Consider the following 23,147-nt stretch of genomic DNA (forward strand, 5'->3'; position numbering starts at 1 on the left):
GAGAAAGGGATGTCGAGCAGACATCTCTTTTTTCGAGCTGACAGGAGCCGTCAAAATACGATACATTTCAACAAAAGCTCCGATTGCAAACCGATTTTACGTAGAATAGGATGAAGATACGACAAGAGAGAGGGGCGATCCATTTGTACAATATTTTACTCGTTGACGATGAGCCGGGACATTTGACTGGCCTATCCAAAATATTGCGCCGGCTTCGTCCGGAATACGCCGTCCGCACGGCCAAAAACGGGGAAGAAGCTTTAAACCTATGCGATGCGGAAAGCTTCGAAATTATAATAACGGATATTCAAATGCCGATTATGGACGGCCTTGATTTTTACGAAAGATTGCCAAGCAGCCGAAAGCCGCAGAAGGTCATTTTTTTGAGCGGCTACGATTACTTTGAATACGCGCAGAAAGCGATCGGGCTTGGCTCCTTTGAATACGTCTTGAAGCCGGTCGATATCGATAAATTTACTACCATTCTTGAAAAAACGGAACGAAGCTTGGAGGAAGAGATGTCCAGCCTTCAGGAGAAGGAATCGCTCGCGGCGAAGCTCGATACGATCATGCCGCTGTATCATAACCGGATTTTAAGCGAGTGGATTCATGGCATGCCTTTATCCAGCGATGAGCAAAGGGAGCTAGAGCAGTCCTTGCTGTTCCAAGGGGGCGGCAGCATTATCGTCACCGCGATTCACGGAATGGATAAGCTTGAGGATAAGGAGCAGGAGTTATGCAGAAACCGGGCAAAGGGGAGGCTCCAAACGCTGTTAAGCGAGCACGGCGCAGCGATCACCTTCTTCTCGGAGCAGGACCGGAGCCTGCTTATTTCAGCTGCCCATGTACAGCTAGAGGATTCGCTGCCAGCAAGGTTAGAAGAGCAATTTCGGCAAGCTGAGTTTGAAAGCGTTCGCATTTGCGTGGGAATGAGCCGCCGGTCAGAATCGGTCGCCAGCGATGCTTCAAGCTTGTTCAAAGAGGCTTGCCTTGCAGCTATGGAAGGCTTTTATACGAATGGCAGGCTGGTGTTCCGCAGCGCCGACACCACTATCGATTCGCGTTTGTTTCTTAAAGCGAGCGCAAAGCTTGAGGCGCTAATGAGCGATGCCATACACGCCGCGCATGGAGAAAAAGCGATTCGTGATGCGTCGAGTGCAGTAGTTGCTAAGCTGATTGAGGGTGAACGGCTGCCAACGCCGGCTGAGCTGGTCGGCCATTGCAAAAAGCTGCTGACAAAGCTAACGGAAGCGACGGAATATTTGAAGCCGGAAATCATTGACCGCCTGCTTGCTAGCATTTCCGAATCTCTTGATAGGGTCTATGCGCTAGAGCAGCTTCAAGAAATAATTGCAAACCGGCTTACCGATATTTCTGCCGCTATCACCGATGCAAGGCGGGACAGCAAGGAAATGGTTATTTATAAATGTCTGGCGTACATGGAAGAGCATTACATGGAGGACTTGTCGCTGGAGTCCGTGTCGGCCGTCTTTCACTTCAACAGCAGCTACTTCTGCCATTATTTCAAGAGCAAGCTGAACATTAATTTCAGTCAATATTTGACCCAAATCAGGCTGACCAAAGCGAAGGAGCTGCTGGAGCAAAGCAATGATAAAATCTATCAGGTCGCGAGCCGGCTCGGCTATCAGGACGCGAAATATTTTAACCGCGTGTTCAAAAAGGAGTTTGGCTTAACGCCTGAGGAATACCGCTCGATTGCCCGCAGCATGAAGCGAGGATAATCGTAGGCCGGCAGACATACATTCGGGAGGGAAGCGCTACGATTCCACAATTGAAGGACATTTTACTAAACATGAAATTCAGGACGAAGCTGATCCTGTTTTTTGTGCTGCTCATCTCACTTCCATCCGTCATTAACAGTTATATCAATTATAATGCGAGCTCGGATATTATCGTCCGTAACGCGAGGGACAGCATTCTGGAAATCGTCAAAAAAAATAACGAGATTGGCGATATCGTCTACAAAAACATAGAGGAAAGAACGGTTGCACTGATTTCTGACCCGGATTTGTTTCGCTTATTCGATAGGCCGCGGCCTTCTAGCGATTATGAGCTTGTAAAGATGGATCGTCAGGCGACTGCTATTTTGTATAAATATTTTGGGCATAATCAAGATTTTTACACCGTTCAGCTGATGACAAGCTATTACAGTTTCGGGTCCGGCACGCTGACGTATACGACAAATTCGCCATTCGTTTCCGTATCGCCGCAGGGCTTCCAGCGCTCGCCCATATACGATCAAGTCAAGGAACGGCAGGGGAGCCTAGTCTGGGTGCCTACCTATGATTTGACGAAGGTGTATAATCAGGACCAACTGTTTGGCATGGACCAGAAGTTCAAGATGGTGTTCTCCAGCGCGCGCATGATCAATAGCTCTCCCATCATTGACGGCGTCAGCCATGCTTGGCCTGATTCGATAGAGCGGCCCGTGCTGCTCATTAACTTCAACGAAGAATTTTATCGCAATACGGTCGAGCAAAGCTTGCCCGTACCAAACTCCTATTTCTATATCGTGTCTCGCGACGGCCAAATCGTTACCCACCCGGATATTTCAAAGCTTGGAACTACGGATAAAAATAAATGGTATCTTAATGAATTTAAGGAATCCTCGGGCACTTCGCTCGTAAAGGAGGATGGCGAGGATGTGTTGATCGCTTACGATACGTCAAAAGTAACCGATTGGATCATTATATCCGTCATTCCGTACAACCAGCTGCTGCGAAATTTGCCTACCGTTCGATATATGGACTTGCTGATCGCTTTGGCGCTTATCATCGTAGCGATCGTGATCGCTTCCTTTATTGCGGGCAGGCTGACGAATCCGATCAAAAAAATGCTGGTGGCGATCCAATTAACCGGTTCCGGTGATTTTTCGACAAAAATTCCGGATCAATCGCAGCTCGAATTTCGTATTCTGATCAAAAAGTTCAATCAAATGAACGAGAAAATTCAAGAATTAATAAAGGAAAATTATGAAAGCACGCTGCGCGAGAAGGAAGCGGAAATTATGGCGCTTAATTTACAGCTGAATCCCCATTTTTTGTACAACACGTTAAACATTATTAACTGGATGGCAATTGACCGTGATGATAGGGCAATCAGCAAAATGATCGTAAGCCTATCTACGATGCTGCAATATACGGTAAACAACAAACAGGAGATCGTGAAGCTGAGGGATGACCTTGAGTGGTTAAGAAGCTATACGCATATTATGGAGAATCGCTTTGAAGGCGTCTTTAAGGTCGAATATGAGCTTGATCAAATACCAGGCGACTGCAAAGTTCCGAAGCTGTTTCTGCAGCCCATTGTGGAAAATGCGATAATCCACGGATTTGAAGCGCTGGAGGGCGGCGGTATGATCCGAATTAGCGGGAAGGTGGATGGAGAGATGCTGCTCTTCGAGGTAAGAGACAACGGCAAGGGCATGTCGGAGCAGCATGTGCAGACGCTGTTGAATCCGGAGGCGAAAGGCATCGGAGTAAAAAATATAGCCCAGCGGATTTCGCTCATTTATGGGGCCCAGTCTAAGCTTGCCATTCACTCGGAAATCGGGAGAGGGACCGTCGTTGCCGTTACGATCCCGCTTCAGAGGTAGCTTGGTTACGTTTAGGGGGAGAGAGGGCGGTGGCAGGATCGATTTTAGTGACGCTTCCGGCGATTATCCTCGGTACGCTTAGCTTGTTGCCAAACGTATTTTCACCGGTGAAAGCGTCCTTGACCTTGCCGGTAACATAAACATAATCCCCATTTTGTACGTCAAGTCCGGGTTCTTTGAAGGCGACAATGACGCTTTGCCCGCGATTAATCGGATCGGCATACAATTGAAGATAGACCATTTTATCCAGTCTTTGGGGCGTCGCGAAGAGCTCACCGTAAATTTCGACGCTCCTGCCTTTAAATTTATTTGCGTTAGCGTACATGGCTCGAAATTGTTCCTTCGTAAGCGGTTCGGAATCCACCACTCCGCATCCTGCTAAGGAAGCGGCAATCATGAAGGTTAAAAGCAGCGTTATGCCTCGTCTCATCCCTAACCTCCTTGCTTCATAATAACTGTTCCTATTCAACTATTGCAGCTGCAGCAATTCGATAGAGGCTCCGGCTCGCAATTCCTCCAGCCAAGGACCTATTAAATCGTAAATTTCAGCATCGAGCAGCTCATTTCGCAGCTGTATTTCACGTTCACTGAAGGAAACCGCCGCACCTTCTTTACGTTCGGTTACGACAACGACATGAAAGCCTTGGCTTGATTCCACAATTTGCGCTGCTTGGCCAGGCTGAAGCCCAAAGGCGGTCTCCTCAAGGTTTTGCTCCAAATAGCCGCGTTCAATAAAGCCTAAATCGCCTCCATTGCTTTTTGCTCCCGGATCAAGCGAGAAAAGTTGGGCAAGCTGGGCAAAATCAGCGCCGTTGTTTAACTTTGCCGCTAATTCATCCGCCTTCTCCTTTGTTTGCACGACAATATGAGATACCCGAACCGCATCCGGCTCCGACCAGAGCGCTTTATTTTGCTCATAGTAGCTCCGCACATCCTCATCCGTTACGTCGGTTTTGGCTGCTAGCAGCTCACGCAGCAGCAGCTGCGTCCTTATTTGCGAGCGCATGGAGCGATCCGTGAAGCCATCCTCGGCCAGCTTGTTCCGGTATTCCTCCGGCGAATCGTATTCCCGTTTTAAAATGTCGAGCTCCTGATCGATTTCATCCTCCGTAATGGCTACTTTTTGTTTGTCAGCCTCTTGTTTAATAAGCTCATCCACGATCAGCTTCTCCAAGGCCTGCTTGCCGCCTGAATCTATCAGCAGTTCATAGAGCCGGCTTTTATCGATCTCTTTGCCATTCACAATCGCGATCGTTTGCCCTATAGGCGCTTTTTGATTTTCGTTCCCGCTCATGAAGCCTGTCATCAATAGAAGCAGCAGCAAAAAGAATAGGACGAAGGAGCATGACATCCAAAGGAATGGGCTTTGAAATAAACGTTTTTTAGCTCGTTTCATTGGTTATTTCTCCTTTTTCTGAGAGGTAGTCACTCCTGAACAGGTTGCCGCAAAGCCACTATAGCAAATGGAATGGGGTTAGCAAAGGTGAAAAATATTCGTTCGGCTGCGGATGGGAGAGAAAGAAAACACCCTTTGAAAATATTGAACTTTTTTCGTATGAAATTGCATTGTTTTCGTTTCCGCGTCCTTCTATAGTCATGTTGTACCTAGCTGGGAAGGGGGAGAAGCCGTATTTATGTAAACGCTTAATTTGATTCTGAAAACGATCGTAACGAGGAGGTTTAAAGGGTGCGGATAAAAAAATGGATATCGCTTTTTCTAATCGCAGCTATGCTAGGAGGCATCATTCAATCGGTTAGCGTGTTCGCCGATGCGTCAACGGCTAATTTGATTGCTTGGTACACCTTCGATCAAGCGGAAGCAAGCAAAATCAAGGATCAATCAGGCAAAGGAAACGATGCAACGCTTGTAGGAAGCACCGCCATTACCGACGGTAAAAACGGCAAGGCGATCCAGTTGACGGGCGGATACGTGCAGTTGCCCAATAACATTTTGAACGGTGTGACCGATATTACGGTATCGACTTGGGTATACATGGACAGCTCGCAGAATTATGCCCGATTATTCGATTTCGGAAGCGGTACGACGCGTTATATGTTCGTAACCTCAACTGGAAGAAACGAGGGTGCGGAAGGGTTAACCGCTGCCATTACGACCAATGGCTGGGGAAGCGAACAGCATGTAACGAAGGGGACGGATTTAAGCACGGGCGCATGGAAGCATGTCACGCTCGTGATCGAAGGGAAAACGGGAATATTGTACGAGGATGGGGTAAAGGTAGCGGAAAATCATGATTTAACGTTAAATCCATCGAGCTTGGGAAGCACGACATCTAATTTTATCGGCAAATCGCAGTTTGCCGGTGATGCTGCATTCCGAGGGAAATTCGAAGATTTCCGCATTTACAATAAAGCGCTGAGCGCTGCTGAAATTACATCGCTGCTTGATTTGTCTGATGAATTCATCGTGCAGTCGGATCGCGATGCGATTAATTTAGGCAATTTATTTACGGTCGAAGCGGACATCGCGCTGCCGACTATCGGGCAGATGGGCTCTACGATTACATGGGCATCCAGCAAGGAGGACGTGATTTCGACAGACGGCAAGGTGCAGCGTCCAGAGCCGGGTAAAGGAAATGAGAACGTGCTTTTGACAGCCACGATTGCCAAAGGAAGCGCTAGCGCGACCAGAGAGTTTCAAGCGACCGTCTTGGCCGAGCTTTCCGATCAAGAGATGGTTGCTTTGGATAAAGAGCATTTGCAGCTTGGCGATTTAGATGCGGTTACTTCGGATTTGGACTTGCCGGATACGGGTCAGACAGGCTCGATCATAACATGGCAATCAAGCAACAGCAGCATCATTGGTACGGATGGGAAGGTAACAAGGCCTGGGCCGCGCATGGGAGATGCGTCGGTGACGTTAACGGCTACGCTTGCTAAAGGCTCGGCCAGCGACACAAAGACTTTTGAGGCACGTGTGATTGAGCAGCCGTTCCAGCTGTCCATAAAGAGCTTCAGGAAGGAGCTTGCGGAGACAGCCATTGGAATTGCGCCTGTTCTTCCGGGCATCGTGATCGCCGAATATAACGATGATGAAACGAGCCGGCAAATGGAAGTTACATGGGCTGATGTTGATCCATTGAGCTATGAGAAGCCAGGTACGTTTCAAGTGGAGGGCACTGTACGCGGATCATCCCTTAAAGCACAAGCAGAGGTTAAAGTGACGGAAATCCTGTTTCAAACGAGCTTTAGCCTTGACCGCCTTCAGCCTGGGGAAGATCTGGTTGCTTCCGTAAAAGCGATAAATAAGAGCGGCTCCGCTATCCCTGTCCTCGTATCCGTCGCGCGATTCAATCAGGAAGGAGGCTTGAAGGATGTCGTTCACGTCAACAAGCAGGTGGGAGGCGGCCAGTCTGAAACGCTAACCGCGTCTCTGGCTCTTCCAAGTGAAGTCGCGGGACATATCGTAAAGGTGTTCGTCTGGGAAGGCGATGAAATTAAATCATCCAATCAAAAACCACTCTCAGCCGTTTCTCAGCTTGCGGATGTATCTGGCGCACCGCTTACCCCGTCAGGTCTAACGGCCAAGGCAGAGGAAGGGAAAAGTCAAATTACGGTTACGTGGGAATCCACACCTGCTGCAACTGCCTACGATCTTGAAGTGGATGGCGTCATCATGACCAATGTCAGCAGCCCATACGAGCATAAAGGCTTGATTTACAATTCCGAGCATACTTATGCCGTACGCGCTAAAAGCGTTGACCATACATCCGCTTGGAGCTTGGCGCAACATGCAACCGTGCAAGGCGTTCCAGGCCAGGCAAGCTGGTCGGTACAACCGTTTCAATTAAGCCAAGTATCGCTGGAAGCCAGCCCCTTCACCGAAAATCGCGATCGTACTTACTCTTATCTGCTATTTGTGGACAATGATCGCATGCTGTATGCGTTCCGCGATGCAGCGGGGCTGTCAACTGAGGGAGCGCAGCCGCTTGGCGGATGGGATGCGCCGAATTCCAACCTGCGTGGACACTCTACCGGACATTATTTATCTGCCCTTTCAATGGCTTACGCCAGCAGCGGCGACGACCGCTTTAAGGAGAAGCTGGATGAAATGATTGTCGAGCTGGGCAAGGTTCAGGACGCCATGCCGGCCAAAGGATACAGCGCGGGTTTTCTAAGCGGGTATTCGGAGGATCAATTCATTAAGCTTGAGCAATACACAACCTATCCGACAATCTGGGCTCCCTATTATACGCTGCATAAAATTATGGCCGGTTTAGTAGATGCCTATAAGTATGCAGGAAACGAGCAGGCACTCGAAATCGTGGAAGCGATGGGAGAATGGACACACGGTCGTTTGAGCGTGCTGCCCAAGGAGCAGCTGAAACGAATGTGGTCCATCTATATTGCGGGAGAATACGGCGGCATGAACGAGGTGCTTGCCGAAATGTTCGCCATTACCGGTAACGATACTTTTCTGGAAACCGCGAAGCTATTTGATAACGAGACTTTATTCAAACCAACCGCAGAGAATACGGATACGCTGACCGGCAAGCACGCGAACCAGCATATTCCTCAAATTACCGGGGCACTGCGTATTTTTGATCAAACGAATGATCCTTATTATTATAAGGTCGCCGATCATTTCTGGGAGATGGTCGTAGATAAACGAACCTTCAATATCGGTGGCACCGGACAAGGAGAGATGTTTAGAGGCGCGGATTCAATTGCCGCCATTCTTGACGACAAGACGGCTGAGACCTGCGCTACCTACAATATGCTGAAGCTAACGCGGAATCTATTCTTCCATAATCCCGATCCTGCCTATATGGATTATTACGAGAAAGCACTCTACAATCACATCCTTGCCTCACAGCAGCATAGTGAACACGGCCATACGACGTATTTTGTTCCGCTTGGGCCAGGCAACCAGAAATCATATACAAATGATTACAACTCCTTTACCTGCTGTATGGGCACCGGTCTCGAAAATCACGTCAAATACCAAGAATCGATCTATTTCCATTCCGCAGACTTATCAACGCTCTATGTTAATCTCTTTATCCCATCTACCCTGAATTGGCAGGCAAAAGGATTTACGATCAAGCAGACGACAAGCTATCCGGAGGAAGGCGCTACTTCCATTACCGTGGATGGAAACGGTCCGCTTGCGATTAAGCTTCGTGTACCATCATGGGCAGAGAATGGCTACAACGTATCGATTAATGGCGTGCAGCAGAACGTCGACGCCGTTCCCGGAACTTACGTCACTTTAGACAGAACTTGGACATCGGGAGATAAAATCGATATCGCCATGCCATTTAGCCTCCGGCTGGAGAAAACGCCGGACGATCCGAAAACGGGCAGTATTTATTATGGCCCGCTTGTTATGGTCGGCAAAAGCAACAGTACGACATGGCTGAATCTATTGGTGAATGAAAATCAATTGTCCCAATCCATTGTTTCCACCGGCCCGCTTAGCTTTACTACGAACGGCGTCACTCTCGTGCCTATGTATGAAGCGCATAATTTCAGATACCATGCTTATTTTAAAATCAATTCATAAAAAGGAGGAAAGAAGATATGGGACTAAGGTTGCCGATAAGCAGATGGACGCTCATGCTTGTTCTTTCCGTTATGCTGAGCTTGCTCATGGCAGCGAACACCGCGGGCGCTGCGGAGCAGCAGGATGGCGTGTCCATTCATAGCGTCAACGCGGATGAAGCCTCAGGCTTCGTTACCGTCCACGGTAACATCGCATCCGGGAGCGGGAAGCAAGTAACGTTAACGTTTACCGATCCAAGCGGCAAGCTGGATTACTTGAATCAAACGACAAGTGGAGAGGGTGGCTTCTTCTCTTTCACTTATTTGCCTTCCGTTTTTGGACCTGGCGAATATCATTTGCGGGCCGGCGGGGAAGACGTTACTACCCCTTATCATCAAGCTATCCAATTAAGTGGGAGTTTTGCAGGCGCTGTGCTCAAGGGCACGGATGCCGTCCAGCCCGGTCAGCAGGTTGAAATCGTTTTTGGCTTGAGGGGGGCTGCCGAAGACGTGATGGCCCAAGATATGACGCTTATCTTCGATGATAGCAAGCTTGCGTTCGTATCCGCTCATTCCTTGGACAACGAGGCGTTTACGATCGCGGATTATAAGCAGACGGCAGGGAAAATCCGTTTTCTTAGCGTTCACCTGAAAGAGACGGCTGCTAGCCGCAATATCGATTATATGAAATTAACGTTTAAAGCGAAGGATGATGCAGCAGTCGGCATTACCAATGTAGCTGTTACCGAATTAATAGCTGCGGACAGCTTAGGCGTTGAAACGATGCTGCAAGGCGCTTCGCACGGCATTCAGATCGGCATCGTAGACAAAGCCGCACTAAACGTGCTGCTCGCTGAAGCCTGGCAATTCCATGACGCAGCGATTGAAGGCAACCGAGTCGGGCAATATCCTGCCGGTTCGAAAGCGGCTCTTCAGCAAGCCATAGACAAAGCGCAAATTATCGCAAGCGATGCGAATGCGGCGCAAGCAGCGGTAACGAAAGCGGTGGATGACTTGAACACGGCGCTTCAAGCCTTTAAGGCGGCTGTCATTACGAAAATAATTGGCGACAACAATAATGATGACCGAATAAGCATTGGGGATTTGGCGATTTTGGCTAAATCATACGGCAAGACCTCCCAAAGTCCGGACTGGGAAGCCGTGAAAGGGCGCGATCTCAATCAGGATGGCAAAATCGACATTGAAGATCTAGCGGCATTGGCTAGATTGATTTTTAGCTGGTAGCGAATTAAATTAAGAAACAAAGCATTCGGGCGGCGGACAGCTTTAGTGTCTGACGCCCGATTTTTATTGTATTTTATTTGTAATCGTAGAAATTATTTGGCATTGTTTCCGTTTGTATAGTGGCCTCTACAAATAGTTGCTAAGATGAAGGAGGAATGTAAATGCTTACATGAATCGAATGAGTGGAGGTGGATGGAAATCGCTCCTGCTTCATCAATAAGGAGGCGAGCTTGGTGAAAAAAGTGTTTCTGATTGATGACGAACCTGATATTAGAGAAACGATGCGTGACTTGATCGATTGGCAATCGCTCGGCTGCGTATTTTGTGGTGATGCTGCCGACGGCGAACTCGCGCTTCCGATGATCGAACGGCTTAATCCGGATATCGTCGTTACCGATATTAAGATGCCCTTTATGGATGGTTTGGAGCTGAGCAGATTCGTTAAACGCCATATGCCTTCCGTGAAAATTATTTTGCTAAGCGGACATGAGGAGTTCCATTATGCGCTTGAGGCATTGCGCATTGGGGTAAACGAGTACTGCGTGAAGCCGATCAGCTCATCAGAGCTAAGCGAGATTGTTCGTCAGGTCGCGGGGCAAATCGATAACGAGCGAGAGCTTGATCAAAAGGCTGCTGAGCATATGGACGACTGCTGCAAGAGCACTACGTTGTCCATGCAAAAGCTGATTGATATCGACCGGACCGAGTTAATGGCCTTCATGAAGTATGGTCATCCCAATGAGGCGTTAGCTTTTACGTCAACCTATATGAGCTGCCTGGACGGAATCGATTGGCACTCATCCTTTATTGGAAGTTATGTATGTATGGAGCTTACGTTAGCTGCTCTTCAATTTTGCAGGGAGACCGCAGCGAGCGAGGGGCTGCACGAACAAGATATTACCGTGCTTGAGCAAAAAATAAAGGCGGTAAGGAGCTACAGCGATGCCGTCGTATTTATAGCAGAGGTGCTGGAGACCGTCACGAGATGCCGCGAGCAGTCCAACAATAAACACACAGGGAAAATCATCAAAGCGAAAGACTTTATCCGCTCGCAATCGGCACGGTACGAATTGTCACTTCATATCGTCGCGGAGCATGTCGGCATGAGCCCTAGTTACCTCAGTACGATTTTCAGCCAAGAAACAGGGCAAACCTTTGTCGAGTTTCTAACGTCGGTCCGCATGAACCATGCGATTGACCTGATGCAAACGACGGATTACAAAACTTATGAGATCGCTTACAAGGTCGGATACAACGATGCTCATTATTTTAGCTTCCTATTCAAAAAGTTTACAGGTACGACAACAAGGGAATTTCGCAAAATGGACAAAGCGGCTTCTGTCATAAGAGGATGAGCGAATAACATAGCAGGAGGGGTTCAGTTGACGAATCATATAGCCAACCAGCAGAATGGCGGAACGCCGGCACTTAGGGACGTACGTATTGATAGCCCTTTTTGGTCGAGATATATTCATTTGGTAAAAAACACGGTCATCCCTTATCAATATGAAGCGATTCATGACCGAATACCAGACGCGGAGAAGAGCTTCGCCATTCAAAATTTTCGGATTGCCGCAGGACTTGAGGAAGGCGAATTTCAAGGCATGGTATTTCAAGACAGCGACGTAGCCAAGTGGTTGGAGGCTGTTGGCTATAGCCTGCAGGCCATCCCCGATCCGGAACTTTCGCGGCTGGCTGACGAGGTGATCGATTTGGTTGCAGCAGCGCAGCAGCCTGACGGTTACTTGAATACGTACTTTACGATTAAGGAGCCGGATAAGCGATGGACCAATTTAGCCGAATGCCATGAGCTGTATTGCGCAGGACATATGATCGAAGCGGCAGTCGCTTATTTTGATGCAACAGGTAAGCGAAAGCTGCTGGACGTGATGTGCAAATTTGCCGATTATATGGATACGGTTTTTGGCAAAGGCGCGGATCAGCTTCGAGGCTATGACGGGCATCAGGAAATTGAGCTGGCGTTAATTAAGCTATACAAGTCGACGGGTAATGACCGTTATTTGCAGCTGAGCAAATTTTTTATCGATGAACGGGGACAATCGCCTCATTATTTGACAGAAGAATGGGAGCGCAGAGGACGCAAGACGTTTTTCCCGGAGATGAAGGATTTTGGCGAAGACTATGCACAGGCGCATATGCCGGTGAGGCAGCAGCAGCATGCGACCGGCCACGCCGTAAGGGCGGTTTACATGTATGCCGCCATGGCAGATTTAGCCGCAGAAACTGGAGATGCCAGCCTCTACGAAGCATGCCGGCGCTTATGGAACAGCTTGGCTTCGAAGAGGATGTATATTACAGGGGCGATCGGCTCGCAAGCCTTCGGCGAGCGGTTCTCCTACGATTATGATTTGCCAAACGATCTTGCTTACGCGGAGACCTGCGCTTCGATCGGGCTAATTTTTTTCGCGGAAAGGATGCTTCGATTGGAGCCAAACAGTCAGTATGCGGACGTATTGGAGAGAGCTTTATACAATACAGTGCTTGCAGGCATGTCCCTTGATGGGACTAAATTTTTTTATGTCAATCCGCTCGAGGTTGTGCCTGAAGCCTGCAATCACCATAATAAACACCATGTGAAGGCTGCCCGGCAGGGCTGGTTCGGCTGTGCCTGCTGTCCGCCGAATGTTGCCCGCCTGATTTCTTCGCTTGGCAAATATGTGTATGCCGTTAGGGAAAATACAGCCTATGTCCATCTTTATATAGGCGGGGAAGCAAACATAATGTTAGGCGATCAGCCTGTTCGGCTTGTTCAGGAAACTGGTTTTCCAAACGATAGCAGCGGTGTTATTAAGGTGTATCCTGGCGCGGAGGCTGTATTTGCGCTTGGCCTGCGCCAGCCGGATTGGTGTCCGGACATGCCGATTAAGATCAATGGCGAGCCGGTATTGACGGAGGGCTGCTCCGTGAACGGCTATATCATCATTGAACGGCTGTGGAAGGACGGCGATATGATCGAGTTTGAGCTTGAGATGCCGATCATTCGGATGAAAGCGAATCCGCTCGTTCGCGAGACGATCGGAATGACGGCACTGCAGAGAGGCCCGTTTGTGTATTGCTTAGAGGAGGAGGATAACGGAAATTTGCTGCATGAACTGGTACTTCCGAGAGAGAGCGTATTGAAGGCCGTATATCAAAGCGATCTTCTGGGCGGTATTACGGTTATTCAAGCGACAGCAGAGCGAACCACGATGGACGGTTGGAACGGAAAGCTCTATAAGCAAGCGGAAGTCGAGACACATGACAAGGAGCTGGTTACGTTCATTCCATATTACGCTTGGGCGAACCGGTCCAGCGGCGAAATGGCGGTATGGGTGAGAGAACACTAACGCTTCTATCGGCAGAAGGTTTTCACGTAAGTACAAAAAAGGCCACCGGTCAAGGCTTAGACCTTGATAGGTGGCCCTTGCTATGTCACAAGCCTTTACAGTCAAAGAGCTGCCAAATCAGCAGGCTTCATTTCAATCATGCCGCTATCCTCAAATAAAGGAAGCACGTTTCCAATTGATGCTTGATAGAGGCTCTCCACAATTAATTCCCCCCATATTTGTTCGTTCTGCGAGAGAGCGGTCGTAATTTGGCCATTACGGATTGCTTCCTTTGTTTCCGGCATCATCCCTATTGTAAGCGCGTAACGGGATAAACCTTGTGCTTTCCATGCAAGGATGGAGGCTGTGCAAGATACGTAATCAAGCGCTATAAACGCATCGAAATGCGGATGATCGTCAAGCATGTTCTCCAAAAGCTTCAAAGCTGTTGAATCGCTTCCTTCATTGTGCTTTACCTCCAGTACTTGGATTTGAGTATGTGCTTGCAAGTAGCCAAGCATGCCGCTTAGCCGTTCCTTGGAGCTGCCTGCAGCCGATATGCCGTTCTCAACAATGACCATGCCGTTGCCATTCAGCTGCTCATCCAGCATTTTACCCATGCGTGCGCCGGCTGCCGCATTATCCGAGCCAATGTACGACAGCCGCTTGCTTCCCGGCACATCGGATTCGAAGCAGATGACGGGTATCCCGGCATTCATGGCTTTATTAATGACGGGCTCAAGAGCCTCCGAATCAATCGGACTAATAGCGATCCCGTCGACGTCTTGCGCAATCATCGTCTCCAGCATGCGGATTTGCTGCTCCAGATCGGCTTCATCCGGCGCTTTGACAATGAGATGGACGCCGTATCGCTCGGATGCTTCTTTAGCATTTTGCGTAATGGTTTCGTAGTAAGGGTGGGCCATCGGGTAAATGATTCCGAATGTGGCCAAGGGAACGGCTGCCTTTTGATGAACGGGATTAGACGCCGGCTTGCGATCGGTCTCATGAACGGTCGATTGGCAGCCCGCTGCGAGCATTGCGGCCATTATGAATACAATTACGAGCGGTTTAAAGGGAAATGATGCTGATGTTCGCATAGCTTGCTCCTTCGTTGCTGGTTAGCAGGAGATCGGCTTCATTGTGCTTGCGGAACTGCGTGGTCGTTAATCCCGTAATCCGCTTAAACAAATTAGAAAAGTAATGAGCATCGTTGTAGCCGACCAGATGGGCAATCTCGTAAGATTTTGCATTTGTCGATTTCAATAGCTCCATTGCTTTGCGGATCCGTGTATGGGTCAAAAATTCGATAAAGGTTTGACCCGTTTCTTGGCTGAAAACTTTGCTTAAATGACTGGCGCTGACACAGACGGCTGCCGCAGCTTCTTGCAAGGAGATCTGATCGTCGTGATAATGCTTTTGGATATAATCCTTAACCTGATTCAACATATCCGTATATTTGTCCAAAGATTCATTGCGCCATTTCCAGAATTGGTCCAACAAACGACTCAAAAAAATTTCAGCTTCGCTCCAGCTCCGGACATGATTCAGCTTTTGTTGTAATTCAAGCTCAAATTGCTCGGAAATATGAAGGCCGCTGCACATGGATCTAGCCAATTGAAGCGTTTCGATGGCCATGTCGTTAAGCAGGTAGCAGCCGTACAGAGCGCCTTTCCAATCCATCTCCTGCAGTTCCTCGGCGAGAGAAGCGATGAATGCAGCGGTATGCTTCGGAATGCCTAGCTTCAAAAAATCGATAAACTTCTGCCGGTCGAACACTGGCGCTGGAAACGAAGCCGCTTGGGAAGAGACAGCTCCCATTAAGGCAAGGCGGCTTTGTCTAGCCATGCGGTGCCAATGCTTGTCGTCCTCAGCCTCTAGGTAGGAGGTGTGAATCCCATGCAGCCGCTCTTGTATCGAACCGATTCCAACGATCAGCATACAGGGGAGGAGAGTCTCCACCGCGGCGTACATTTTTTGATGAAAATCAAGCAGAGATAGGCGAAGCTCTTCATCACTGCTCCCTTTGAATAGCCAAATCATTTCCGTATGGCTGCGTTTATAGCTAAGGTGCTCACCCAGGAGCAGCATTTCATCGGCAAGATATCTCTCGGCCTGCAAAAGGATGTCCCGCTCGAGCTGCGCGGTTCCCTTTGGACAACGAACATCGGTAATGGCCACCGCATAACAGCTTGCGGTTAGGGAAAGAGATAGGCTGTTCGCAAATAGGATCGCCTCGGCCGTCGTAATCATCCCGCTGCAAAGATCGCCTAACAGCTTTTGGCTGGCGAGTAAGATGTTTTCGCCTTGTACCTGCTGCAGCCTTTGAATGCGCTCGCGTTCCAAGCGTTCAGCATCGATTTTACGGCTGATTTCATGCAGCATACGAATGATGTCAGCGGAGCTTACTGGCTTTAAGCAATATTCCTCTACGCCAGCCCTAAGCGCTGCCCGGGCATATTCAAATTCGTCATGGCCGCTCAAAATAATAATTTTAATATCCGGCAGCCGATCTCGCACGATGGCGCTGAGCTCCAATCCGTTCATAAATGGCATTTTTATGTCCGTAATGAGGATATCGGGAAGCAGCTGTTCAATCATCGGAAGGGCGACCTCGCCGTCAGATGCGTCTCCGCAATAAATAAAGCCTTCTTTCTTCCAATCGATGCAGTCGCGAATGCTTTCGCGCACTAATATTTCATCGTCTACGAGCATCACTTTTTTCATGCTTTTTACCCTCGTTTCCTCGGTATGCGAATGGTTACCTGGGTACCTTGCCCTTCGATGCTATTGATTTCTACACCATACGCCTCTCCGTAATAAAGCCGTATTCGCTGGTGCACGTTATGCAAGCCGAAACCTCCGGAAACCTCGGAACCTGTTTCCTCGGGCGTAAGCTGGGCGTTCAGCTGTTCCTTCAACTGTTTCAGCTTAGGCTCAGACATGCCGATGCCGTTATCCTCAATGGAAAGATGCAACGTATCGGGTTGTTCAACCAAGGAGCTGATGCGAATCAATCCTTTGCCGCGCTTGTTCTTAATGCCATGGTAGAGCGCATTCTCTACGATGGGCTGCAAGGACATTTTTAAAATAGAAAAGCCGTATAAACGCTCTGGTATATCGATCTCGTATTCGAGAATATCGCGGTAACGCATTTGTTGGATGATCAAATAGCTGCGGACATGCTCTAGTTCATCCTTAAGCGCGATCCAATCCCGTCCTTTATTCAGGCTGATTCGAAAAAAACGGGAAAGCGCCTGCACTAATTGGATTACCCGTTCGTTTTTGCCGGCTTCGGCCATCCAAATGATCGAATCAAGCGTATTGTATAAGAAATGAGGGTTAATCTGCGCCTGCAGTGCGCGCAGGTTTGCCTTTTGCACGAGCTCTTGTTCCTTCATGCTGTTCTCCAGAAGTCCTTTAATGTTTTCGAGCATGCTGTTGAAGCTGACGCCTAAATCAGAGATCTCATCACTCCCGCTTGGCTTCACTTTTACTTCCAGGTAGCCCGAGGCAGCCAGCCGCATCTTGCTTTGAAGCAACCGAACGGGACGCGTTAGACGCGCCGTAATGAAGAAATGGAGCGTAATCGCAAAGATGATGCTCAGAAGGACACTGATGATAATAAGCCGGCGAATAGCGGTAGCTTCCTCGACAATTTCCTGCAGAGGTACGGAACCTACGATCGTCCAGCCCGTCATTTGGGATGTCGTAAATACAACAAATCGCGGTTTTCCCGCTGAACGGTCTACGTAGTTGTTCCTTTGCTCGGGCAATCGCGAGGTTAAGTCTAACGTGTTAAAGGCCGGACTCGCTTCGTTCAAATCTGTAGGCATAAAGATTGGATTCCCGGATTGATCAACGACGTAGAAGAGGCCGGTCTTGCCGATCGTTACGGTATTGCAAAATTGTTCGACGATAGAGTCGTTCAAATCGATAACGATAAACCCAATGACCTCATGGGTAATTCGCTGCTTTACTGTTGCCATGATCGATATGACGTTTTGCTGATCGTAGTGAAACCCATCGAGTCTATCGAGCGGCGAGGCATCGGATGGAGGAATATTTAGAATGTCATCCGGGTTGTTCAGCAAGTGCTGCAAATGCGGATTGCGAAGCGGATTGACGGATAGCTGAAAGACGCCCTTGCGCTCGCTGATTCCTCTGCCGTATAAGTTGATCATGGTCATATTTAGAACGTTCTCGTACTTGTATGTTTCGCGGTATAAACCAAAGGTTTTTATAATTTCCTTCGCGTCCTCGTACGTATCTGTTTGGGAGAAGAGAAACTGCTGAACCGAGGGGGTCTTCTCCAGCTCAAGAAGCTTGCCGGTATCCTCGAACAAAATGTCCAAATCTCGCCCAAGCTGGTCTGCAACGAGCATAGTAGCTGCTTTGCTGTGCCCCGAAACGGCATGAAATGATTTTTGGTAAGAGATGATTCCGACAGCAATTAGAGGAACGGAAGTTAAAATAACGAACATGAGAAGAAGCTTTGCTCTCATACTTGATAGTATCCATCGGATAAGCATCATTGGCGTTTCCGTACCTTTCGCTGAATAGATGAATACGGTTTCATTTCCATTTACTTTCTACTATAGCAAATCAGGCAGCCACAGGCTATGAGGATTAAGCGATACGTGAAAAATTACAAGTTTTGAATAAAAAAACAAACCTTTTTGAAATCGCTCGCAAAAATCAAAATAATAGTAAAACAAACGGGTAAGGAAACCCGTATCTCCCCTTCCTGCAAGCGTTTTATAATGACATCACACCAGAAGCTGGTGAATGACAGGGGAGGTTTTATAGATATGAAAAAGCATGCAGGATTAGGAATAGCAGCCATGCTTACCGCCATGATGATCGTGACGGCGGCTTGCGGGAGCAGCGCGAACGAAGGGGACAAAAACAGCAAACCGGCATCCGGCGATCAAAAAATTACGCTTGGCTTTGCTCAGGTAGGTGCAGAAAGCGGCTGGCGTACGGCAAATACGAACTCGATCAAAGAATCGGCCGCAGAGGCCGGATTTGATCTTAAATTTTCTGATGCGCAGCAAAAGCAAGAAAACCAAATCAAATCGATCCGATCCTATATTCAGCAAAAGGTAGACGTGATCGCATTCTCGCCGGTCGTCGAGTCAGGCTGGGATACGGTGCTAAAAGAAGCCAAGGATGCCGGCATTCCGGTCATTTTGACAGACCGCGCGGTTGATTCAAAGGACGATACGTTGTATAAGACATTCATCGGCTCGGATTTCGTTGAAGAAGGGCGCAGCGCCGGAAAATGGCTTTTGGATAAATATAAGGATGCTGACGGTGACGTAAACATCGTAGAGCTGCAGGGGACGACCGGCTCTGCGCCTGCAATCGACCGCAAAGCCGGTTTCGAGGAAATCATTAAAAGTGACGCGAAGCTTAAGGTCATTGCTTCCCAAACCGGAGATTTTACGCGAGCGAAAGGGAAAGAGGTCATGCAATCCTTTTTAAAGGCAAATAAGGACATCGATGTGCTCTATGCGCACAATGACGATATGGCACTTGGAGCCATTCAAGCGATCGAAGCGGCAGGGCTGAAGCCTGGAGAAGATATCGTCATCATTTCGGTTGACGGCGTGAAGGATGGCTTCGTAGCTGCAAGCGAAGGAAAAATCAATTTTATCGTAGAGTGCAATCCATTACTTGGACCTCAGCTGATGCAAGCGGTTCGCGACGTGCTTGACGGAAAAGAAATCGAAAAGAGAATCGTGACAGAAGAAGGCGTATTTACTTCCGAGGACGCCAAGCGCGAGCTGCCAAACCGAAAATACTAATCGTTTAAAGATGGAAGCTACTCCGCTGCTTTGTATCGTTGGCGAGTGGCTTCTTTTCTTCATAAAGGGGAGAAAGTATGATGCTGAGGGAGCAAGAACAAATACAGAAGCCAATCCTTCAAATGACAGGCATTCACAAACGATTTCCAGGCGTAAATGCTCTAACCGACGTTCGTTTTCGTTTATTCCCGGGCGAAGTGCATGCATTGATGGGCGAGAATGGAGCCGGAAAATCAACATTAATCAAACTGCTTACCGGCGTTTACGCGATCGATCAAGGCGAGGTGGAGCTGGAGAACCGGTCTATCACCATTCACAGCCCGCAGGAAGCTCAAGAAATCGGCATCAGTACGGTGTACCAAGAGGTGAATTTATGTCCTAATCTGTCAGTGGCCGAAAATATTTTTATTGGCAGAGAGCCGAGGCGTTTCGGCAGAATTCAGTGGAAAGAGATGCATCTAAGGGCAGAGAGGCTGCTGCTGGAACGATTGCAGCTGCAAATCGACGTCAAATTGCCGCTCCATGCTTACTCGGTTGCGATCCAGCAGCTGGTTGCGATTGCAAGGGCGCTTAATATTTCCGCCAAGGTGCTGATCTTGGATGAGCCGACCTCAAGCCTCGACCGGAACGAGGTAGGGCAGCTGTTTCAAGTGATGAACAAGTTGAAGAGGGAAGGTCTTGCCATTTTATTCGTCACTCATTTTTTGGATCAAGTGTACGAAATTTCCGATCGAATAACCATTCTCCGGAGCGGGGAATTTGTTGGCGAATATAGAGCGAGCGAGTTATCACGCATTGATCTCGTAACCAAGATGATCGGTAGGGAACTTGAGCAGCTTGAAAACTTGCCGATTGCAGAGCCTGAACGCATGGTTTCGCCATCAAAAGTGACAGCGGAAGCGACTGGACTTGGCCGCAGCGGTGCAATTTCGCCTTTCAACCTGTGCATTATGAAGGGCGAGGTGGTAGGATTGGCCGGATTGCTTGGCTCTGGACGAACGGAGTTTGCAAGGCTGTTTTTTGGAGCGGATCGAGCAGATTATGGCCAGCTGCAAATGGAAGGGCATGCTGCGGACATGATTTCGTCCCCGCGGCAGGCGATTAATCAAGGAGTGGCTTTCTGCTCGGAAAACAGGAAGACCGAGGGCATCATCGACGAGCTGTCCGTAAAGGAAAATATCATATTAGCGCTCCAAGCGACGCGCGGGTGGTTTAAAACGATCTCGCGGAAAAAGCAAGAAGAATATGCCGATTCCTTTATAAAAGCGCTCAACATTATACCGCCTAATCCAAATCAGCTTGTGAAAAACTTAAGCGGCGGCAATCAGCAAAAAGTAATTTTGGCAAGGTGGCTGCTGACTGAGCCTAGGCTGCTTATCCTCGATGAGCCTACGAGAGGAATCGATATCGGCGCTAAAGCCGAAATACAAAAGCTCGTACGGTCGCTGTCGGCGAAAGGGATGTCGGTGCTGTTTATTTCATCGGAGCTGGAGGAGGTATTACGCGTGAGCGATCGGATAGCGGTGCTGCGAGACCGCAAGAAAGTGAAGGAAATGCGGGATTCGGAATTAAACCAGAAGCTGGTTATGCAGGCGATAGCAGGAGGGGCTGAAGAATGACCAGACATCATTTGTTTTATCCGCTTGTTATGCTCGCGGCGCTGCTAGTTTTCAACTTCATCTATTCTCCTGATTTCTTCTTCATTCAAATCCGGAACGGGCAGCTGTACGGGAGCTTGATCGATATCTTGAATTTTGGCTCGCCGCTTATATTGGTGGCGATTGGAATGACGCTCGTTATCGCTGCGAAAGGAATTGATTTGTCTGTTGGCTCAATCGTAGCTATTTCAGGCGCGATTGCTTGTCTTATGATCAGCAAAAGCGCTGACCAAAGCGCATTGCAGATCGTGCTGCTCGTCGTTATCACGTCACTCGCGTTGTCAGTCGCTTTCGGCTTATGGAACGGATTGTTGGTTTCCGGATTTGGCATTCAGCCGATTATCGCAACGCTTATCTTAATGGTGGCTGGCCGCGGCATCGCCCAGCTAATAACAGGCGGCCAGATTATTACCGTTAACAGCTCAGCCTACAAATTTATCGGGGCAGGAACGCTTGCAACGCTGCCTTTTTCTATTTTTATCGTTGCAGCTGTACTGCTAGCAGCCTCGCTCCTGACGCGGAAGACAGCGCTTGGGCTGTTTATTGAATCGGTAGGCTGCAATCCTATGGCAAGCTGGCTGTCAGGCATTCGATCGCGGATCGTTATGCTGGCGGTGTATATGTTTTGCGGATTATGCGCCGGTATTGCCGGCCTCATTCTAAGCTCAAACGTTTCGAGCGCGGACGGAAACAATGCCGGATTATGGTATGAGCTTGACGCGATTTTGGCTGTTGTTATTGGGGGAACATCGCTGAACGGTGGACGCTTCTATTTGATGGGAACTGTTATTGGCGCCCTAATTATACAGACGCTGACGACAACGATTTATGTCATCGGCATTCGTCCGGAAATAACGCTTGTCGTAAAAGCGTTTGTAGTTCTGCTTGTATGTCTCGTTCAGTCCGAAGCGTTCCGTAAAACTATCGTTAATCGTTGGCGGACAAGGCGTTATCCGCTAGAGCGGGAGGTGAAGCGGCATGCTTAAGCGCCAGCATCTTCCAGTAATCGTAACGATTTGCCTTCTAATCGCGATGTTCGCGGCTGGCTCCTTTCGTTATACCGGCTTTTTCTCGCCGCAGGTGCTTCTGAATTTGCTTATCGACAATGCTTTTTTAATTATCGTTGCAGTAGGGATGACCTTTGTTATCGTCTCTGGAGGCATTGATCTGTCTGTCGGGTCGATCATTGCTCTGACTACGATGATTTCGGCAAGTCTGGTACAGCAGCAGGGCTGGTCTCCGGCGGTTGTGATCCCTGCGGTTCTGCTCATAGGTTCCGGATTTGGCTGGGTGATGGGCGCCATTATTCATTATTTTAAAATTCAGCCGTTTATCGTTACGTTAGCCGGCATGTTTCTGGCTAGAGGACTATGTTACGTCATCAGTATTAACACCATTACGATTGACAACGCGTTTTATACGAGCGCGGCACAAACGAAGGTGTATTTGCCAGGGGGCTATTTTATTTCCATTAGTGTCATTATCGCGATATTAGTCGTAATCGCGGCCGTCTATTTGGCGCATTATACCCGTTTCGGCCGTAATACGTATGCTTTAGGCGGCAGTGAGCAATCGGCGCTTCTAATGGGGCTGCCTGTTACGCGGACTAAAATACTTGTCTATACGTTCAGCGGCTTTTGTTCCGCCCTCGCTGGCGTAGTGTTCACCTTCTACATGTTATCCGGCTATGGGCTGCATGCGGTTGGCTTGGAGCTGGATGCGATCGCAGCCGTCGTTATCGGAGGAACGCTGTTGACCGGCGGCGTCGGTTATGTAGCAGGCACATTTTTTGGCGTGCTCATCCAAGGAGTCATCCAAACGATTATAAGCTTCGAAGGAACCCTTAGCTCCTGGTGGACGAAAATTGTCATCGGTCTGCTGCTCTTTTTGTTTATCGTACTACAGAGACTGCTCAGCGGCAGGCGATCTGCCCATAAAGCCTAACGGAATGCGAATGACAATCTTCCAATAATCGGATAAAATACAATCA

At 48.7% G+C, this 23,147-nt stretch carries 15 protein-coding genes; 10 read left to right on the forward strand and 5 right to left on the reverse strand.

Features of this window, described 5'->3' with window-relative positions; translation table 11 throughout:
- The first annotated feature begins 143 nt into the window (after nt 1-143).
- Both HI950_RS02400 and HI950_RS02405 read left to right on the forward strand, forming a co-directional pair.
- Nucleotides 144-1,742, forward strand: a complete 1,599-nt coding sequence (locus HI950_RS02400) for a response regulator transcription factor (RefSeq protein WP_169081758.1) — start codon at nt 144-146, stop codon at nt 1,740-1,742.
- A gap of 71 nt (nt 1,743-1,813) precedes the next feature.
- Nucleotides 1,814-3,616, forward strand: coding sequence for a sensor histidine kinase (locus tag HI950_RS02405; RefSeq protein ID WP_169081757.1), 1,803 nt, complete (start codon nt 1,814-1,816; stop codon nt 3,614-3,616).
- On the opposite strand, the gene HI950_RS02410 is transcribed toward HI950_RS02405, so the two are convergent.
- Both HI950_RS02410 and HI950_RS02415 read right to left on the reverse strand, forming a co-directional pair.
- A complete protein-coding gene (locus tag HI950_RS02410; protein WP_169081756.1) occupies nt 3,594-4,046 on the reverse strand; it encodes an OB-fold nucleic acid binding domain-containing protein in 453 nt (150 codons plus the stop codon). The genes HI950_RS02405 and HI950_RS02410 overlap by 23 nt on opposite strands.
- Before the next feature lie 39 nt (nt 4,047-4,085).
- The gene (locus HI950_RS02415; protein WP_169081755.1) at nt 4,086-5,012 is read right to left on the reverse strand and encodes a peptidylprolyl isomerase; all 927 of its coding nucleotides are present in this window, start codon (nt 5,010-5,012) and stop codon (nt 4,086-4,088) included.
- Between the two features lie 291 nt (nt 5,013-5,303).
- Between HI950_RS02415 and HI950_RS02420 the strand changes: the two genes are divergently transcribed.
- The 4 genes from HI950_RS02420 to HI950_RS02435 all read left to right on the forward strand — a co-directional run bounded on the left by HI950_RS02420 (nt 5,304) and on the right by HI950_RS02435 (nt 13,710).
- A complete protein-coding gene (locus HI950_RS02420) occupies nt 5,304-9,140 on the forward strand; it encodes a beta-L-arabinofuranosidase domain-containing protein (RefSeq protein ID WP_169081754.1) in 3,837 nt (1,278 codons plus the stop codon).
- Nucleotides 9,141-9,157: 17 nt separating this feature from the next.
- Nucleotides 9,158-10,363: a cohesin domain-containing protein gene (locus HI950_RS35545; RefSeq protein WP_223285068.1), complete on the forward strand. Its 1,206-nt coding sequence runs from the start codon at nt 9,158-9,160 to the stop codon at nt 10,361-10,363.
- Between the two features lie 233 nt (nt 10,364-10,596).
- A complete protein-coding gene (locus HI950_RS02430; protein ID WP_169081753.1) occupies nt 10,597-11,718 on the forward strand; it encodes a response regulator transcription factor in 1,122 nt (373 codons plus the stop codon).
- Nucleotides 11,719-11,745: 27 nt separating this feature from the next.
- Entirely contained in the window at nt 11,746-13,710 is a 1,965-nt protein-coding gene (locus HI950_RS02435) for a glycoside hydrolase family 127 protein (protein ID WP_169081752.1), read from the forward strand.
- 101 nt (nt 13,711-13,811) lie between these two features.
- Here the strand turns inward: HI950_RS02435 and HI950_RS02440 are convergent, their stop codons facing one another.
- Genes HI950_RS02440 through HI950_RS02450 form a run of 3 tightly spaced genes read right to left on the reverse strand, consistent with a single transcriptional unit; the run spans nt 13,812 to nt 18,194 of the window.
- Nucleotides 13,812-14,789, reverse strand: a complete 978-nt coding sequence (locus HI950_RS02440; protein WP_169081751.1) for a sugar ABC transporter substrate-binding protein — start codon at nt 14,787-14,789, stop codon at nt 13,812-13,814.
- Entirely contained in the window at nt 14,761-16,416 is a 1,656-nt protein-coding gene (locus tag HI950_RS02445) for a response regulator (protein ID WP_169081750.1), read from the reverse strand. Before HI950_RS02445 ends, HI950_RS02440 begins: the two co-directional genes overlap by 29 nt.
- A 5-nt stretch (nt 16,417-16,421) precedes the next feature.
- Nucleotides 16,422-18,194, reverse strand: a complete 1,773-nt coding sequence (locus tag HI950_RS02450; RefSeq protein WP_223285070.1) for a sensor histidine kinase — start codon at nt 18,192-18,194, stop codon at nt 16,422-16,424.
- A gap of 306 nt (nt 18,195-18,500) precedes the next feature.
- Between HI950_RS02450 and HI950_RS02455 the strand changes: the two genes are divergently transcribed.
- The 4 genes from HI950_RS02455 to yjfF all read left to right on the forward strand — a co-directional run bounded on the left by HI950_RS02455 (nt 18,501) and on the right by yjfF (nt 23,101).
- A complete protein-coding gene (locus HI950_RS02455) occupies nt 18,501-19,499 on the forward strand; it encodes an ABC transporter substrate-binding protein (protein WP_169081748.1) in 999 nt (332 codons plus the stop codon).
- A 77-nt stretch (nt 19,500-19,576) separates the two neighbouring features.
- Complete coding sequence (locus HI950_RS02460; RefSeq protein WP_223285071.1) at nt 19,577-21,118, forward strand: sugar ABC transporter ATP-binding protein; 1,542 nt, start codon at nt 19,577-19,579, stop codon at nt 21,116-21,118.
- Nucleotides 21,115-22,143 (forward strand): ABC transporter permease, encoded by a 1,029-nt coding sequence (locus tag HI950_RS02465; RefSeq protein ID WP_169081747.1) that lies wholly within the window; start codon nt 21,115-21,117, stop codon nt 22,141-22,143. Before HI950_RS02460 ends, HI950_RS02465 begins: the two co-directional genes overlap by 4 nt.
- Nucleotides 22,136-23,101 carry a galactofuranose ABC transporter, permease protein YjfF gene (gene yjfF / locus HI950_RS02470; RefSeq protein WP_169081746.1) on the forward strand — a complete coding sequence of 322 codons (966 nt, stop codon included), beginning with the start codon at nt 22,136-22,138 and terminating at the stop codon, nt 23,099-23,101. The genes HI950_RS02465 and yjfF overlap by 8 nt, the downstream gene beginning before the upstream one ends.
- The last annotated feature ends 46 nt before the right edge of the window (nt 23,102-23,147 follow it).

It is taken from the genome of Paenibacillus sp. PL91, assembly GCF_012935325.2.
Lineage (GTDB): Bacteria > Bacillota > Bacilli > Paenibacillales > Paenibacillaceae > Pristimantibacillus.

What these genes read in the sequence shown, in the direction of transcription:
- HI950_RS02415 (WP_169081755.1), bottom strand. Translation starts at nt 5,012, where the DNA reads ATGAAACGAGCTAAAAAACGTTTATTTCAAAGCCCATTCCTTTGGATG.
- HI950_RS02455 (WP_169081748.1), top strand. Translation starts at nt 18,501, where the DNA reads ATGAAAAAGCATGCAGGATTAGGAATAGCAGCCATGCTTACCGCCATG.
- HI950_RS02460 (WP_223285071.1), top strand. Translation starts at nt 19,577, where the DNA reads ATGATGCTGAGGGAGCAAGAACAAATACAGAAGCCAATCCTTCAAATG.
- HI950_RS02410 (WP_169081756.1), bottom strand. Translation starts at nt 4,046, where the DNA reads ATGAGACGAGGCATAACGCTGCTTTTAACCTTCATGATTGCCGCTTCC.
- yjfF (WP_169081746.1), top strand. Translation starts at nt 22,136, where the DNA reads ATGCTTAAGCGCCAGCATCTTCCAGTAATCGTAACGATTTGCCTTCTA.
- HI950_RS35545 (WP_223285068.1), top strand. Translation starts at nt 9,158, where the DNA reads ATGGGACTAAGGTTGCCGATAAGCAGATGGACGCTCATGCTTGTTCTT.
- HI950_RS02440 (WP_169081751.1), bottom strand. Translation starts at nt 14,789, where the DNA reads ATGCGAACATCAGCATCATTTCCCTTTAAACCGCTCGTAATTGTATTC.
- HI950_RS02465 (WP_169081747.1), top strand. Translation starts at nt 21,115, where the DNA reads ATGACCAGACATCATTTGTTTTATCCGCTTGTTATGCTCGCGGCGCTG.
- HI950_RS02405 (WP_169081757.1), top strand. Translation starts at nt 1,814, where the DNA reads ATGAAATTCAGGACGAAGCTGATCCTGTTTTTTGTGCTGCTCATCTCA.
- HI950_RS02450 (WP_223285070.1), bottom strand. Translation starts at nt 18,194, where the DNA reads ATGAGAGCAAAGCTTCTTCTCATGTTCGTTATTTTAACTTCCGTTCCT.
- HI950_RS02445 (WP_169081750.1), bottom strand. Translation starts at nt 16,416, where the DNA reads ATGAAAAAAGTGATGCTCGTAGACGATGAAATATTAGTGCGCGAAAGC.